A 13963-nucleotide genomic window follows, 5' to 3' on the forward strand; every position below is an offset into this window, starting at 1 on the left:
GTCCGGGTCGGGTGTCCCCGTGGGCCATGCGGCGTCTCCATGGGTGCGGGTGCTCAGAAACGAAGTACCAGGTATGAGACGGTTTAGTCCATTATCGTCTTGACCGGTGAGACGGGGCGGGGCGGCGCGCCCGCGTCTACGATGGGTCGGCGGCCGCCCCCCGACCCGCGCATCGCGCGGACGGCCGCTGTCGAGAGGAAGAAGCATGCCGGTCCCCGCCGAAGTGCGCGAACGCGTCCGCGGCTTCCTGCCCGCGGGCGAGGACATCCGCTACATCTTCCCGGCCTCGTGGAACGAGACGGTCTTCTTCGTGTTCGTGGTCACCGACTCGGCCATCACGGTGCTGTCCAACCGCTTCTGGAGCCGTACCCGTCCCAAGCGCATCTGGCACGTCTTCCCGCGGGGGGTGCGCATCGGCCCGGTGGAGACCAACCTCATCCCCGCGTTCGAACTGGGCGGCCACACCTTCGAGGTGGAGGAGGAGTACGTCTCGGTGATCAACGCCTGCGACGCCGAGATCGACGAGGACGGCCTACCCGAGGACCCGTTCCCGGACCTGTGAGCGGCCGGGGCGCGCACGCCGCCCCCGTCCCGCCGCCTCCACGCCCCGCTGCCGCTCGGCGGCGCCGCCCGGTGCGGCCCGTCTCGCCCCGCCCCCGTCCAGGGCCCGATTCCGTCGCCTCCGGTTAGACGATCGCGAACTTTAGAGGCGAATTCGTTCGCTGCTGTTTCGACTTTGCCGTGATATCTAGCGCAACTGTCGATCTCCTGTCCAGAATCGGGGCACGTGGACCGATACGTCACCGACCGTCCCGGGCCGACCGCCGGGGACGGCCGGATCGCCGACCCGCCCGAACGCGACACCGACCCACCGACACCGCGGTCATGCCGGTGACAAGGGAGCCGCCCCTCATGACGATGCCGAGCCCCACCCCCGCCGGGCCCGATCCGCACCCGGACTTCGGCCCCGACCTCGCGCGGCGCTGCTACCGCGAGATGCTGACCGCGCGGCGCATCGACGAGGAGGCGATCGCCCTGCAGCGCCAGGGCGTCTTCCCCGCCTACGTCTCCCTGCGCGGGCAGGAGGCCGCCCAGGTCGCCGGGGCGGCCGCGCTCGACGCCGGGCGCGACTTCGCCTTCCCCACCTACCGCGAGATGGGCGTGGCCCTGGCGATGGGCGTGGACATGGTCGGCTACATGGCCAGCCACCGGGCGCTGTGGCACGGCGGCCTGTACGACCCCATGGCCTCCCGCTTCTCCAGCCTGAACGCGGTCGTCGGCGGCCCGGTGCCGCACGCGGTCGGCTGGGCGGTGGGCGAGCGGCTGCGCGGCGGGTCCGGCTGCGCGATGGCCTACTTCGGCGACGGCGCCAGCTCCGAGGGCGACGTGCACGAGGCGATGAACTTCGCGGCCGTCTACCGCGCCCCGGTGGTGTTCTTCTGCCAGAACAACCGCTGGGCCCTGTCGGTGCCCAACGAGCGGCAGGTCGCGGGCGGGTCGGTCGCCGCCCGCGCCCAGGGCTACGGCATGCCGGGAACGGCGGTCGACGGGAACGACGCCGCCGCCGTCCACCGCGCCACCGCCCAGGCGCTGGAGCGCGCCCGCGCGGGCCAGGGGCCCAGCCTCATCGAGGCGCTCACCTACCGGGTGGAGCCGCACTCCACGTCCGACGACACCTCCCGCTACCGGGACGCCGCCGAGGAGCGCGCCTGGCGCGACCGCGACCCGCTGACGCTCCTGCGGGCGCGCATGGAGGCCGACGGCAGCGGCGACCCCGCCTTCTTCGAGCAGGCCGAGCGCGAGGCCCGCGAGCGCGCCGAGGCCGTCCGCGACGGGGTGAGCACCGCCCCCGAGCCCGAGGGCACCGACCTGTTCGCCCACGTCTTCCGCGAGCCCACCGAGGAGCTCGTCCGGCAGCAGCGCGTCTGGTACGAGGAGGTCCGGCCGTGACCGGCACGATGACCGAGGCGGCGGAGGCCGCCCGCGGGTCCGCCCCCGGGGCCGGGGTCCGCGAGATGTCCCTGCAGCAGGCGGTCAACGCCGCGCTGCGCACGGTCCTCGAACAGGACCCCGACACCCTGGTCTTCGGCGAGGACGTGGGCGCCCTGGGCGGCGTCTTCCGGGTCACCGACGGCCTGCAGCGCGACTTCGGCGCCGAGCGCGTCTTCGACACCCCGCTGGCCGAGTCCGCCATCGTCGGCATGGCGGTGGGCCTGGCCATGAACGGCTGGCGGCCCATCCCCGAGCTGCAGTTCGACGGGTTCGCCTACCCGGCCGTCGACCAGATCGTCAACCAGCTCGCCCGCATGCACTACCGGAGCCGCGGCACCGCCCCCATGCCGGTCACCCTGCGCCTGCCGAGCTTCGGCGGCATCCAGGCGCCCGAGCACCACGGGGAGAGCCTGGAGGCGCTCTTCGCCCACGTGCCCGGGCTCAAGGTGTGCGCGCCCTCCGACCCGCAGGACGCCTACCGGCTGCTGGTGCAGTCGGTGCGCTGCGACGACCCCGTCGTCTACATGGAGCCCAAGGCCCGCTACTGGGAGCGCCGCCCGGTCGACACCGCCGCCGGTGCGGGCGACATGCCGGTGGGCCGCAGCCGCGTGCTCCGCCCCGGCCGGCACGCCACGCTGGTGGCGTGGGGGGCCATGGTGCACCGGTGCCTGCAGGCCGCCGAGTACGCCGCCGAGGACGGGGTGGAGCTGGAGGTGGTGGACCTGCGCTGGCTCAAGCCGATCGACGCCGAAGGGCTGGCCGCCTCGGTGTCGCGCACCCGCCGGGCGGTGGTGGTGCACGAGGCGCCGCTGACCGCGGGGCTGGGGGCGGAGGTCGGCTCCCTGGTCACCGAGCGCGCCTTCGGCGCGCTGGCCGCCCCCGTGGAGCGGGTGGCCGGGTTCGACGTGCCCTACCCGGCCGGACCGCTGGAGCCGCAGTACCTGCCCACCATCGACCGCATCCTGTCCGCCGTGCAGAGGACCCTGGAGTACGAGCGCCCATGACCGACACCACCGAGCGCACCTTCACCCTCCCCGACCTGGGCGAGGGGCTGGTGGAGGCCACCGTGCTGGAGTGGCTCGCCGCCCCCGGCGACGAGATCGCGCGCAACGCCCCGCTGGTGGAGCTGGAGACCACCAAGTCGGCCGTGGAGATCCCCTCCCCGCACGGCGGGACCGTCGCCCGGCTGCACGCCGCCGAGGGCGACGTGGTCCAGGTGGGCGAACCCTTGGTCACCTTCGTGGTGGAGGCGCCGGCCGGCGGCGCCGGGGCCCAGTCGGGGATCGTGGGCCGCGTCCCGGCGGAGGAGGAGCCGCCGCGGCGGCGGGTGCGCCTGCGCCCGCCGCAGGAGTGACCGGCCGGTCCTGTCAGGCCGGTTCAGGTCGGGCCCGGCCGGGGCCGGTTACGGTGGAGACGATGCCGCACGGCCGCGCTGTGCGGCGGTGACGCAAGGGAACGGTGAGCGATGGAGCAGGTCTTCTCCGCAGGGGTGCCCATCCGGTGCGCGGTCGAAGGAGACCCCGCCGCCGCGGACGGGGCGCCCCCCGTCCTGCTGCTGCACGGGTTCGGGTCGAACCAGGAGATGAACTGGGTGCGGACCGGGTGGCCCGCGGCCCTGGAGGGCCGCGCGACGATCGCCCCGGACCTGCGCGGGCACGGAGGCAGCGGCAAGCCGTACGAGGACGACGCCTACACGCCCGAGAGGATCGCCGACGACGTGGTGCACGTCCTGGACGCGGTGGGCGCGAAGCGGGTCGACGTCGTCGGGTACTCGATGGGTTCGCGCAACGCTTGGGAGCTTGCGCTGCGCCACCCCGCCCGGGTGCGGCGCCTGGTGCTGGCGGGGTTCGGCCCCAAGGACCCCTTCGCCGGGGCCGATCTGCACGCGCTGGAGCGGGACGGGTCGCCGTTCGGGAAGCTGTACCGGGTGGCGGGCACCCTGCCCGGCAACGACCTGGATGCGATGGCGGCCTGCGCGCGAGGGCAGGCTTCGCGGCCGTTCACCCCCGAGCCCGTGCCGGACGCGCCGATCCTGTTCGCGGCGGGGGAGCGGGACACCGTGGCCGAGGACGTGGAGGAGCTGGCCGAACGCTGCGGCGCAGAGGTGGTGCGGGTTCCGGATCGGGACCACGTGACCGCGGTGTCGGCGCGCGCGCTCAAGGAGGCCGTGCTGGACTTCCTGGCGGTGGAGGAGCCCGCGGGCAGCAGCGGGTCCTAATCTTTCGTTCCCCCTGCGAACGGTGTGGCGCAGGGGATGAATGAGGGCGGTGAAACGGCCGTATTCGGTGGAGCCGAGCGGCGGATCACCGCCCTTTCCCGTGGCCGCGGGCCCCGGGGCGCCCTCTGGTCGCCAACGGGGTCCCGCGCTGCCCGGATCGGCGGAGCGGCAGGGATTGCGGGCGTCCTGCGGTCGAGCCGCCCCGTCGCGGGGTGAGGGGTGGGCGCCGAGGGCGCCGTTTCCGTTTTCTGCCTGTTTCGTCTTGATTCAGCCGAATAGCGGACGGTGTCCGAGCGGCCCCGTTCTCGTGACGAAACGACATTCGTCCGACCTTTTTCGGGGATTCCGACAACGCTCTCCTCTCGCCTTCGTAACAACCTTTCCGGCGCTAATGGTGGCAATTCCCCTAAACGGATATCGTCCGGCGGCATAGCCCGGCCGTGCCACGGCCCGGTGGCCGGCCCGCGAACCGGGTCGGCGCGGTGCTCGAAGGGGAGATGAACTGTGAGACGCACGATCGCCGCCAGGGGCGCCGCCGTCGCGGCGGCCGGGACCCTCGCCCTCGCCCTGTCCGCCTGCGACGACCCCGGGGGTGCCGGAGGCGGCGGCGAAGGCGGGGGTGAGGGGGGCGGCGGCTCCGCCTCCGACCTGCGGGTCGGCCTGGCCTACGACATCGGCGGACGCGGCGACAAGTCCTTCAACGACTCGGCCTACCGCGGGCTCCAGCGCATCGAGGAGGAGCTGGGCGTCGCCGAGGTCAACGACCTGGAACCGAGCAAGGACGAGCCCGACAGCGCCAAGGTCGACCGGCTGCGCCTGATGGCCGACCAGGACTACGACGTGGTCATCGCCGTCGGCTTCGCCTACGCCGAGCCGCTGCGCGAGGTCGCCCCGGACTACCCGGACGTGCGCTTCGCCATCATCGACGAGGAGATCGACGACCTCGACAACGTCACCAGCCTCGTCTTCGCCGAGGAGGAGGCGTCCTTCCTGGCCGGGGTCGCCGCCGCGCACACCACCGAGGAGGACCACGTCGGCTTCATCGGCGGCGTGCAGACCCCGCTCATCGAGAAGTTCGAGTCCGGGTTCACCGCCGGGGTCGAGCACGTCGACGACGGCATCGAGATCGAGTCCCAGTACCTGAGCCAGCCCCCGGACATGGGCGGCTTCCAGGACCCGGCCGCCGGAAAGTCGGCCGCCCGCAGCCAGTACGACGCCGGGGCCGACGTGATCTACCACGCGTCCGGGGCCTCCGGGAACGGCGTGCTGGAGGCCGCCGAGGAGGAGGAGAAGTACTTCATCGGCGTCGACAGCGACCAGTACGAGAGCGCCACCGACGCGCAGAAGCCCTACGTCATCACCTCCGCGATGAAGCGCATCGACACCGCCGTCTTCGAGTTCGTGTCCGCCGTGGCCGAGGGCGAGGCCGAGTCCGGCGTGCAGCGGTTCGACCTGTCCGACGGCGGCGTCGACTACGCCGACTCCAACGAGGAGGCCATGGGCGAGATCGGCGACGAGCTGGAAGAGGCCAAACAGCAGATCATCGACGGGGAGATCGAGGTCTCCTCCTCCTGACGGGCACCGGGTGCGGGCGGGGACCCCGCCCGCACCCGGAGGCGCGCGGCGGAGCACCGACGGGAGGAAGATGGGCAGGGCGCAGGCGGCCGGGGGGCGACCCCCGCCGGCGGTCGAGCTGCGGGGGATCACCAAGCGGTTCCCCGGCGTGGTGGCCAACCACGACATCGACATCGAGGTGGCGGCCGGCACCGTGCACGCCATCGTGGGCGAGAACGGCGCGGGCAAGTCCACGCTGATGAAGACCCTCTACGGGCTGCACCGGCCCGACGAGGGGACCGTGCGCGTCGGCGGGGAGGAGGTGGCGCTCGCCTCCCCGGCGGACGCCATCCGGCACGGCATCGGCATGGTGCACCAGCACTTCATGCTCGCCGACAACCTCACGGTCCTGGAGAACACCGTGCTGGGCGCCGAGGCCGCCCACGGCATCGGAACGCGGGCGCGGCGGCGGGTCGAGGAGCTGTCCCGGCAGTACGGGCTCGGTGTGCGCCCCGACGCGCTCACCGAGGAGCTGGGCGTGGGCGACCGCCAGCGCCTGGAGATCCTCAAGGTGCTCTACCGGGGCGCGCGCATCGTCATCCTGGACGAGCCGACGGCGGTGCTGGTGCCCCAGGAGGTCGACGAGCTCTTCGAGAACCTGCGCGAGCTCAAGCGCGAAGGGCTCACCGTCATCTTCATCTCGCACAAGCTGGACGAGGTGCTGCGGGTCGCCGACACCGTCACCGTCATCCGCCGCGGCACCACCGTGGACACGGTGGACCCGGCGCGCACCACCGCGCGGGAGCTGGCGGCCCTCATGGTCGGCGGGTCGCTGCCGGTGCCGGAGCTGCGCGCGTCCACCGCCTCCGAGGAGACGGCCCTGGAGGTGGACGGGCTGACCGTGCGCACTCCGGACGGGAGGGCCGCCGTGGACCGGGTGTCGCTGCGGGTGCGCCGGGGCGAGATCGTCGGCATCGCCGGGGTCGAGGGCAACGGCCAGTCGGAGCTGATCGAGGCGGTGATGGGCATCCGCCCGGCCGCCGCGGGCCGGGTGGAGCTCATGGGCGCCGACATCACCCGCCTGCCCACCCGGGCGGTACGCGAGGCGGGGGTCGGGTTCGTCCCCGAGGACCGGCACCGGCAGGGGCTGCTGCTGGAGGCGCCGCTATGGGAGAACCGGGTGCTCGGCCACCAGACGCGGCCGCCCAGCGCCAAGGGGGCGCTGATCGACGCCGAGGGGGCGCGGGAGGACACCCGCAGGATCGTGCGCTCCTACGACGTGCGCACCCCCGGGGTGGACACCACCGCCGACGCGCTGAGCGGCGGGAACCAGCAGAAGCTCATCGTGGGCCGGGAGATGAGCGGCGACCCGGTGCTGCTGCTGGCCGCGCACCCGACCCGCGGGGTGGACGTGGGCGCGCAGGCGGCGATCTGGGAGCACCTGCGCCGGGCGCGGTCGGAGGGGCTGGCGGTGCTGCTGGTCTCCGCCGACCTGGACGAGCTGATCGGGATGAGCGACCGGCTGCTGGTGATCCTGCGCGGACGGCTGGTCGCCGAAGCCGACCCGCGGCGGGTGACCCCGGAGCGGCTGGGGTCGGCGATGACGGGCGTGGCCCTGGGCGACGACTCCGACGAGGGCGGGGTGCGCCCGTTGGCGGGCCCGGAAGAGGGCGGGGCCGCTGAGCCGGGCGCGGACCCGGCCGTCGGGACAGGGACCGGGGCGGACGCCTCCGCGGACGGTGGTGACGGACCCGGGGATGGACCCGGGGATGGTTCCGGAGGCCGTACATGACCGCCCCCGACACGGCCGGGGGCGCCGCAGAGGGGCGCTGTTCGCGGCCGCGTTCCGTGGCACCGGCGTTCGGGGAGTCGGAGAGCCGCACGTTCGAACCGGGAGGCGGCCGGTGCGACGATCCGGCCACGCGGCGCCGAGCGGCGCTCCAGGCGGCCTGTCGGCCATCGTCCGGGGACCGGCCGGTGACGACCTTCCCTGCTGGGCCCTCGGGCGGTACCGGACCGGCCGTTCCCGTCCCCGGATCCCCACAGGGCAGTGAATGCGGCCGGAACGGCCGCTCCGACGCGAACAGAAGCGGAGGCGGCCGATGAGCGGTGCCGAGCACGGGCCGCCGGGCGGCGGTGAACGGCCCGAGGGGCCCGACCGGTCCGAAGAGCCGGTGGGTTCCATAGAAGGGGAACCCGACACCGCCCCCCGCCCCGCGCCCTCCGGGGCGCGGCCTCCGGGCGGCCCCCTACAGGTCTGGCCCGGCATCGCCGGGGCCGCCGTCGCGGCGGCCGCGGCCACCTGGCTCCTGGACCTGTTCCTGATCGCCGCGGCGGCGCTGGCGGTCGCCGTCGCGGCCTCCTACCTCGCCGCGGTGGCCGCCCCGCGGGCGCTGCCCCCGGCCTTCGCGGCCGCCGCGCGCGACGCCGAGCCACCGCTCATCCGGGGCGCCGTCATGGTCCTGTCCCCGGTGCTGGGCGTCGCCTGCGGGCTCGCCGTGGCGGCCGTCGCCGACCTGTGGCTCATCGAACCGGTGTCCTACGCCCTCGGCGGGCTCGCCGGAGGGGCCGCCGCGCCGGTCCTCCACCGGGGGCTCACCCGCGACCTGGCCCTGGCCATGGCCGCCGTCGGGACCGCCGTGGTGCTCGCGGTCCTGGCCACCGCGGCCGTGCTCGTGGCCACCGGGGTGGACCCGCTGTTCGCGTTCGCGGAGATGCTGGCGCACGGCACCCGGCCCGACAGCCTCGTCAACATCGTCAACAACGCCTCCACCCTCTACCTGTCCGCGGTCGCGGTGGCCATCGGCTTCCGCATGCGGCTGTTCAACATCGGCGTCGACGGCCAGTACCGGCTGGCGGCGCTGGCCGCGGCCGCCGTCGGCGGGGCGGTGGCGCTCCCGCCGGTGCTGCACCAGGCCGTCATCATCGCCACCGCGGTGGCCGTCGGCGGCTTGTGGGCCGGGCTCGCCGGGTTCCTCAAGGTGGCCCGGGGCGTCTCCGAGGTGATCTCCACGATCATGCTCAACGCCATCGCCACCGGCATCACCGCCTACCTGCTCAGCACCGACCGGCTGGCGGTGGAGATCGGCGTCAACAACATCGGCACCAGTCCCATCCCCGCGTCGGGGTGGGTGCCCTCGGTGCCCATGGACTTCATGGGCTCGCGGGTCGACATGTTCGGCCTGGTGCTGCTCGCCGCCGCGGTCGGCGCCGGGTACTGGTGGCTGCTGGAGCGCACCCGCTTCGGCTTCGACCTGCGCGCGACCGGGCAGTCGCCCACCGCGGCGCAGGCCAGCGGGGTCGACGTCAAGCGCATGGTGCTGCTGGCGATGGTCATCTCCGGCATGGTCGCCGGGCTGGTCGGCATGCCGCAGCTCCTCGGCGACTCCCACTACTACGCCCTGGACTTCCCCGCCGGGCTCGGGTTCATCGGCATCGCCATCGCGCTGCTGGGCCGCAACCACCCGGTGGGCATCGCGCTGGCCGCGCTGTTCTGGGGCTTCCTCGACCAGGCCTCCCTGGTGCTGGACTTCCGCGGCATCCCCAAGGAGATGGCGGTGGTCACCCAGGCCACGGTGGTGCTCACCGTGGTCGTCGTCTACGAGGTGGTGCACCGCTGGGGGCGCCGCTACGAGCAGCAGCAGGTCGGCAAGGAACTGGGCCGGGCGGAGGTGGCCGCATGAGCCGGGACGCGACCGCGGAGGGCCCCGCCCCGACCGGCGCCCGTGCGGCGTGGAAGGCCCGCGCGGCCCGCCTGGGTGCGGCATGGCGCCGGTGGCGCGTGCTCAGCCTGGTGCTCGCGGCGTTCGTCGCGCTGTCGGCGGTCCGCGAGATCAGCGGGCAGGACGCGCTCACCGCGAGCGGCACCGTCCAGACCATGCTCGCCTTCGCCGTGCCCATCGGGCTCGCCGGGCTGGGCGGGCTGTGGGCCGAGCGCGCGGGCATCATCAACATCGGCCTCGAAGGGATGATGGTCTTCGGCACCTGGTTCGGCGCGTACGCGGCCTGGACCACCGGCGACCCGTGGGCCGGGCTGGCGGCCGGGATCCTCGGCGGAACGGCCGGGGGGCTCGTGCACGCGGTGGCGACGGTGACCTTCGGCGTCGACCACATCGTCTCCGGGGTGGCCATCAACATCCTGTCCGTGGGGGCGATGCGCTACCTGTCGGTGCTGTACTTCATGGAGGCCCCCGGCGGCGGGGCGGGCCAGTCGCCGCAGCTGCCCGACTTCGACCGGGTGGGTCTGCCGTTCGTCGCCGACCTGCTCCAGCCCGTACGGGAGAGCGGACGGTTCCTGGCGGCCGACGCCGCCGGGATCGTCACCGGGCTCACCACCGGCATGTCCGTGGTCACCCTCATCGCCCTGCTGCTGCTCCCGGCGACCTACGCGATCCTGTGGCGCACCCGGTTCGGGCTGCGGCTGCGCTCGTGCGGGGAGAACCCGGACGCCGCCGAATCGCTGGGCGTCAACGTCTACGGCTACAAGTACGCGGCGCTGGCGGTGTCCGGCGGTCTGGCCGGGATGGGCGGCGTCTTCCTGGCGATGGTGGCCTCCTCGGTGTACCAGGAGGGGCAGACCGGCGGGCGCGGGTACATCGGCCTGGCGGCGATGATCTTCGGCAACTGGCGGCCGGGCGGGCTGGCCATGGGGGCGGGGCTGTTCGGGTTCACCGACGCCCTGCAGATCCGCGGCCAGGGGCCCGCGGTGCACGCCCTGCTCCTGCTGCTGGCCGGGGTGCTGCTGGTGGTCGTCCTGGGGGCGGTCGCGACGGCGGTGTGGCGCCGGCGCCTGCGCCCGCTCCGGACGGCCGCGGTGGCACTGGCGCTGGGCGCCGGGCTGGGGGCCTGGTACCGGTTCACCGAAACGGTGCCGAGCGAGGTCGTCATCGCCAGCCCGTACATCGCGACGCTGCTCGTGCTGGCGCTGGCGTCGCAGCGGCTGCGGCCGCCGGCGGGCATCGGGCGGCAGTGGCGCAGAAGGAGCGGCTGAACGGCGGAGCGGTCGAGCGGCTGAGCGGCCCGGCGCTGAGCGGCCCGGGATTGAGCGGACCGGGATCGAACGGCCCGGGATTGAGCGGAACGGGAGGTGCCGGGGACGAGCGGCCCCCGCAAGGAGAACAAGGGCCGGAGTCCCCGAGCAGGATGGCCGGACGCGGCCGCTGCGGCGCGCCCGCGGCGGGGAAGGAGTCCGTCCATGGACGAGACGACAGCCGGCTCCGCAGCCCCGGACTGGAGCGCGCTCCGCGCGGCGGCCCGAGCAGCCGCCGTGCGGGCGTACGCCCCCTACTCCGGCAAGCACGTGGGCGCGGCCGGGCTGACCGAAGACGGGCGCACGGTCTCCGGGTGCAACGTGGAGAACGCCTCCTACGGACTGACGCTGTGCGCCGAGTGCGGGCTGGTGTCCGACCTCCACGCGACCGGGGGAGGGCGGCTGCTGGCGATGGCGTGCGTCGACGGGAGCGGGCGGCGGCTCATGCCGTGCGGCCGGTGTCGACAGCTCCTCTACGAGCACGGGGGGCCGGACATGCTGGTCGACGCCGCCGAGGGGCCAACCCCCCTCAGTGTGCTGCTCCCGCAGGCGTTCGGTCCTGACGACCTGAAGCAGTGACCGGACCCCGTCCGCCGGGCCGTACGGGAATCCCCGCCGAACCATCCGTTCGGACCTTACGGCCCGCCCGCGCGCTCCCTAGGCTGCGACGCCGCTCGTCGTTCCCCACCCGCGGCGGCCCGCCGGGCCGCCCCGCGTACGACCCTCGGAGGCATCGATGGACCCCATCGACATCATCACCGCCAAGCGCGATGGCGCCGAACTCACCCGGAATCAGATCGACCGGGTCATCGCCGGGTACGCCGACGGCTCCGGCATCAGCGATGAGCAGATGGCCGCCCTGTGCATGGCGATCGTCTGGCGCGGCATGACCCGGGCCGAGGTCGCGCACTGGACCGAGGCCATGCTGCGCTCGGGGGAGCGCCTGGACCTGACCGGCCTGGACCGGCCCACCACCGACAAGCACTCCACCGGCGGTGTGGGCGACAAGATCACGCTGCCGCTGACGCCCGCCGTGGTGGCGTGCGGCGCGGCCGTCCCCCAGCTGTCGGGGCGCGGCCTCGGGCATACCGGGGGCACCCTGGACAAGCTGGAGTCCATCCCCGGGTGGCAGGCCGACCTGTCGCCGGAGCGGATGCGCGAGCAGTTGCGCGACGTGGGCGGCGCCGTGTGCGCGGCGGGCGCGGGGCTCGCCCCCGCCGACCGGAGGCTGTACGCGCTGCGCGACGTCACCGGCACCGTCGAGTCGGTCCCCCTGATCGCGGCCTCGATCATGTCGAAGAAGCTGGCCGAGGGGACCGGGGCGCTGGTCCTCGACGTGAAGGTCGGGTCCGGCGCCTTCATGAAGGACGTGGAGAGCGCCCGCGAGCTGGCCTGCGCCATGGTCGGCATCGGGACCGACCACAAGGTGAGCACCCGGGCGCTGCTGACCGCCATGGACGCGCCGCTGGGGCGCGCGGTCGGCAACGCGCTGGAGGTGGAGGAGGCCCTGGAGGTGCTGGCCGGGGGAGGGCCCGAGGACGTGGTGCGCCTGACCGTGGAGCTGGGGCGCGAGATGCTGGAGGCGGCGGGGCTGAGCGGCGCGAAGGACCCGGCGGACGCGCTCGCGGACGGGACGGCGATGGACGCGTGGCGGGCGATGGTCGCCGCACAGGGGGGCGACCCGGACGCGCCGCTCCCGCAGGCGAAGGAGCGCGGGGAGGTCTTGGCCCCGGCGTCGGGGGTGCTGGCGTCCGTGGACGCGCACGCGGTGGGGATCGCGGCCTGGCGCCTGGGGGCGGGCCGCGCGCGCAAGGAGGACGCGGTGTCGCCGGGGGCGGGCGTGGTGCTGCACGCCAAGCCGGGGGAGAAGGTACGGGCCGGGCGGCCGCTGTTCACCCTGCACACCGACGACCCGTCACGCTTCCGGGCGGCGGCCGAGGCCCTGACGGGGGCCGCCGAGCTGGAACCGGCGGGGGCCAAGCCGTTGCCCTTGATCATCGACCGCGTGGAGAGCCCGACCGTCTGACCCGCGGGGCGTCTGCGGTCGTCTGCGGCCCTCTGCGAGTGCCCGCGGTCGTCCGGGGGGGCCTGCGGTCGTCCGGGGGTGCCTGCGGTGCCCCGCGAGGGAATCGCGGTGAGCCACGGCGGGCGCCCCAGCGAGGGCACCCCATGGCGGGTACCTGCGGGGCCCCGGGCAATGCGCACCCGGCCGGTCCCGCGGAGTGTCACCGAAGCGCGTCGGCGGCACTGACCAGGCGGGTCGTCCCGCCGGGGTGGACGGCCCCAGCGAGGACGGTGTTGTGGTGCGCGACGATCTGCGCGGGCGACAGCCCGGCGGCGGGGTCGCCGTTCGCCATGGGGGCGTGGCCGTCCTCGACCAGCTCCACGTCGAAGCCGTGGCTGGCGGCGGACCGCACGGTGGCGTCGACGCAGTAGTCGGTGGCGGCCCCGGTGACCACCACGGTGGCGGTTTCCAGGGAGCGGAGGACGCCGTCCAAGTCCGTCTCCCAGAACGCGTCGGTGGCCCGCTTGGGGATGATCCGGTCCTCCTCCTGGAGCCCGAGGAGGGGGCTGACCCCGCGCCCGTCCTGCGCGGGGTCGAACAGGTCCCCCTGCGGCCCGACCTGGTGGGGAACGAGCACGGGCACCCCGACCAGGTGGGCGCGCTCGACGATCCCCCCGATCCGCCGCGCGAGCCCGTCCCCATCCCAGAGACCGGCGACGAGGAATTCGTGCATGTCGATGACGAGCAGAGCCTGGGCCATGGGGTCAGGGTAGGAGGCGGGCGATCGGCGGGACAGTGGCTCTCGGGGCGCGGCCCACCGCGCCGAACCCCACTGATCGGCCCGCCGTCCCTGACCCTAGGTCGGGACAGGGTGTCGGCATGCGAGGCAGAAGGCGGCGACGAGGCAGGTCGGCGCCCCTACCTGCGGGTCGGTCGGCTGTCTGGTGTGTGCGTGGTCGCGGTGGTTGGCGGCGACGGAGTGAGCTGGGTGGTTCCCCGGTCTTGCTTGCCGGGTGGCGGGTTCCTCGCGGTGCGGGTGGGCGGCGGCTGGGCTGGTTCCCCGCTGACGGGCCCTGGCCGGGCGGCGGGTGGCCGGGGTGTGAGGTGGAGGGCGGCGACGAGGCAGGTCGGCGCCCCTACCTGGTGGGTTGTCGGCTGCCGGGTG

Annotated in this window: 12 protein-coding genes; 11 read left to right on the top strand and 1 reads right to left on the bottom strand. The window is 74.4% G+C overall.

Going from position 1 to position 13963, the window contains the following annotated elements; all coding sequences use genetic code 11:
• Nucleotides 1–205: 205 nt before the first annotated feature.
• The 11 genes from O4U47_RS30280 (at nt 206) to O4U47_RS30330 (ending at nt 12819) form a co-directional block, all read left to right on the top strand.
• On the top strand, nt 206–562 hold the full coding sequence (locus O4U47_RS30280) for a hypothetical protein (RefSeq protein ID WP_270681420.1): 357 nt from the start codon (nt 206–208) through the stop codon (nt 560–562).
• Nucleotides 563–912: 350 nt separating this feature from the next.
• Nucleotides 913–1950 (top strand): thiamine pyrophosphate-dependent dehydrogenase E1 component subunit alpha, encoded by a 1038-nt coding sequence (locus O4U47_RS30285; RefSeq protein ID WP_270681421.1) that lies wholly within the window; start codon nt 913–915, stop codon nt 1948–1950.
• Between the two features lie 8 nt (nt 1951–1958).
• Nucleotides 1959–2996, top strand: coding sequence for an alpha-ketoacid dehydrogenase subunit beta (locus O4U47_RS30290; RefSeq protein ID WP_270681431.1), 1038 nt, complete (start codon nt 1959–1961; stop codon nt 2994–2996).
• Nucleotides 2993–3346, top strand: a complete 354-nt coding sequence (locus O4U47_RS30295; RefSeq protein ID WP_270681422.1) for a biotin/lipoyl-containing protein — start codon at nt 2993–2995, stop codon at nt 3344–3346. The genes O4U47_RS30290 and O4U47_RS30295 overlap by 4 nt, the downstream gene beginning before the upstream one ends.
• A 111-nt stretch (nt 3347–3457) precedes the next feature.
• Nucleotides 3458–4210: an alpha/beta fold hydrolase gene (locus O4U47_RS30300; protein ID WP_270681423.1), complete on the top strand. Its 753-nt coding sequence runs from the start codon at nt 3458–3460 to the stop codon at nt 4208–4210.
• A gap of 504 nt (nt 4211–4714) precedes the next feature.
• Nucleotides 4715–5785 (top strand): BMP family lipoprotein, encoded by a 1071-nt coding sequence (locus O4U47_RS30305; RefSeq protein WP_270681424.1) that lies wholly within the window; start codon nt 4715–4717, stop codon nt 5783–5785.
• Nucleotides 5786–5855: 70 nt separating this feature from the next.
• Nucleotides 5856–7556: an ABC transporter ATP-binding protein gene (locus O4U47_RS30310; RefSeq protein ID WP_270681425.1), complete on the top strand. Its 1701-nt coding sequence runs from the start codon at nt 5856–5858 to the stop codon at nt 7554–7556.
• Between the two features lie 310 nt (nt 7557–7866).
• Nucleotides 7867–9447, top strand: a complete 1581-nt coding sequence (locus tag O4U47_RS30315) for an ABC transporter permease (RefSeq protein WP_270681426.1) — start codon at nt 7867–7869, stop codon at nt 9445–9447.
• The gene (locus tag O4U47_RS30320; protein WP_270681427.1) at nt 9444–10754 is read left to right on the top strand and encodes an ABC transporter permease; all 1311 of its coding nucleotides are present in this window, start codon (nt 9444–9446) and stop codon (nt 10752–10754) included. Before O4U47_RS30315 ends, O4U47_RS30320 begins: the two co-directional genes overlap by 4 nt.
• 204 nt (nt 10755–10958) lie before the next feature.
• Complete coding sequence (locus O4U47_RS30325; RefSeq protein WP_270681428.1) at nt 10959–11372, top strand: cytidine deaminase; 414 nt, start codon at nt 10959–10961, stop codon at nt 11370–11372.
• 157 nt (nt 11373–11529) lie between these two features.
• Nucleotides 11530–12819 (top strand): thymidine phosphorylase, encoded by a 1290-nt coding sequence (locus O4U47_RS30330; protein WP_270681429.1) that lies wholly within the window; start codon nt 11530–11532, stop codon nt 12817–12819.
• A 199-nt stretch (nt 12820–13018) separates the two neighbouring features.
• Here the strand turns inward: O4U47_RS30330 and O4U47_RS30335 are convergent, their stop codons facing one another.
• The gene (locus O4U47_RS30335; RefSeq protein ID WP_270681430.1) at nt 13019–13558 is read right to left on the bottom strand and encodes an isochorismatase family protein; all 540 of its coding nucleotides are present in this window, start codon (nt 13556–13558) and stop codon (nt 13019–13021) included.
• Nucleotides 13559–13963 lie beyond the last annotated feature (405 nt).

The organism is Nocardiopsis suaedae (genome assembly GCF_027706745.1).
GTDB lineage: Bacteria > Actinomycetota > Actinomycetes > Streptosporangiales > Streptosporangiaceae > Nocardiopsis_A > Nocardiopsis_A suaedae.

Excerpts from the sequence above, each read along its gene's own strand:
- O4U47_RS30280 (WP_270681420.1), top strand. The coding sequence starts at position 206 with ATGCCGGTCCCCGCCGAAGTGCGCGAACGCGTCCGCGGCTTCCTGCCC.
- O4U47_RS30285 (WP_270681421.1), top strand. The coding sequence starts at position 913 with ATGACGATGCCGAGCCCCACCCCCGCCGGGCCCGATCCGCACCCGGAC.
- O4U47_RS30290 (WP_270681431.1), top strand. The coding sequence starts at position 1,959 with ATGACCGAGGCGGCGGAGGCCGCCCGCGGGTCCGCCCCCGGGGCCGGG.
- O4U47_RS30295 (WP_270681422.1), top strand. The coding sequence starts at position 2,993 with ATGACCGACACCACCGAGCGCACCTTCACCCTCCCCGACCTGGGCGAG.
- O4U47_RS30300 (WP_270681423.1), top strand. The coding sequence starts at position 3,458 with ATGGAGCAGGTCTTCTCCGCAGGGGTGCCCATCCGGTGCGCGGTCGAA.
- O4U47_RS30310 (WP_270681425.1), top strand. The coding sequence starts at position 5,856 with ATGGGCAGGGCGCAGGCGGCCGGGGGGCGACCCCCGCCGGCGGTCGAG.
- O4U47_RS30315 (WP_270681426.1), top strand. The coding sequence starts at position 7,867 with ATGAGCGGTGCCGAGCACGGGCCGCCGGGCGGCGGTGAACGGCCCGAG.
- O4U47_RS30320 (WP_270681427.1), top strand. The coding sequence starts at position 9,444 with ATGAGCCGGGACGCGACCGCGGAGGGCCCCGCCCCGACCGGCGCCCGT.
- O4U47_RS30325 (WP_270681428.1), top strand. The coding sequence starts at position 10,959 with ATGGACGAGACGACAGCCGGCTCCGCAGCCCCGGACTGGAGCGCGCTC.
- O4U47_RS30330 (WP_270681429.1), top strand. The coding sequence starts at position 11,530 with ATGGACCCCATCGACATCATCACCGCCAAGCGCGATGGCGCCGAACTC.
- O4U47_RS30335 (WP_270681430.1), bottom strand. The coding sequence starts at position 13,558 with ATGGCCCAGGCTCTGCTCGTCATCGACATGCACGAATTCCTCGTCGCC.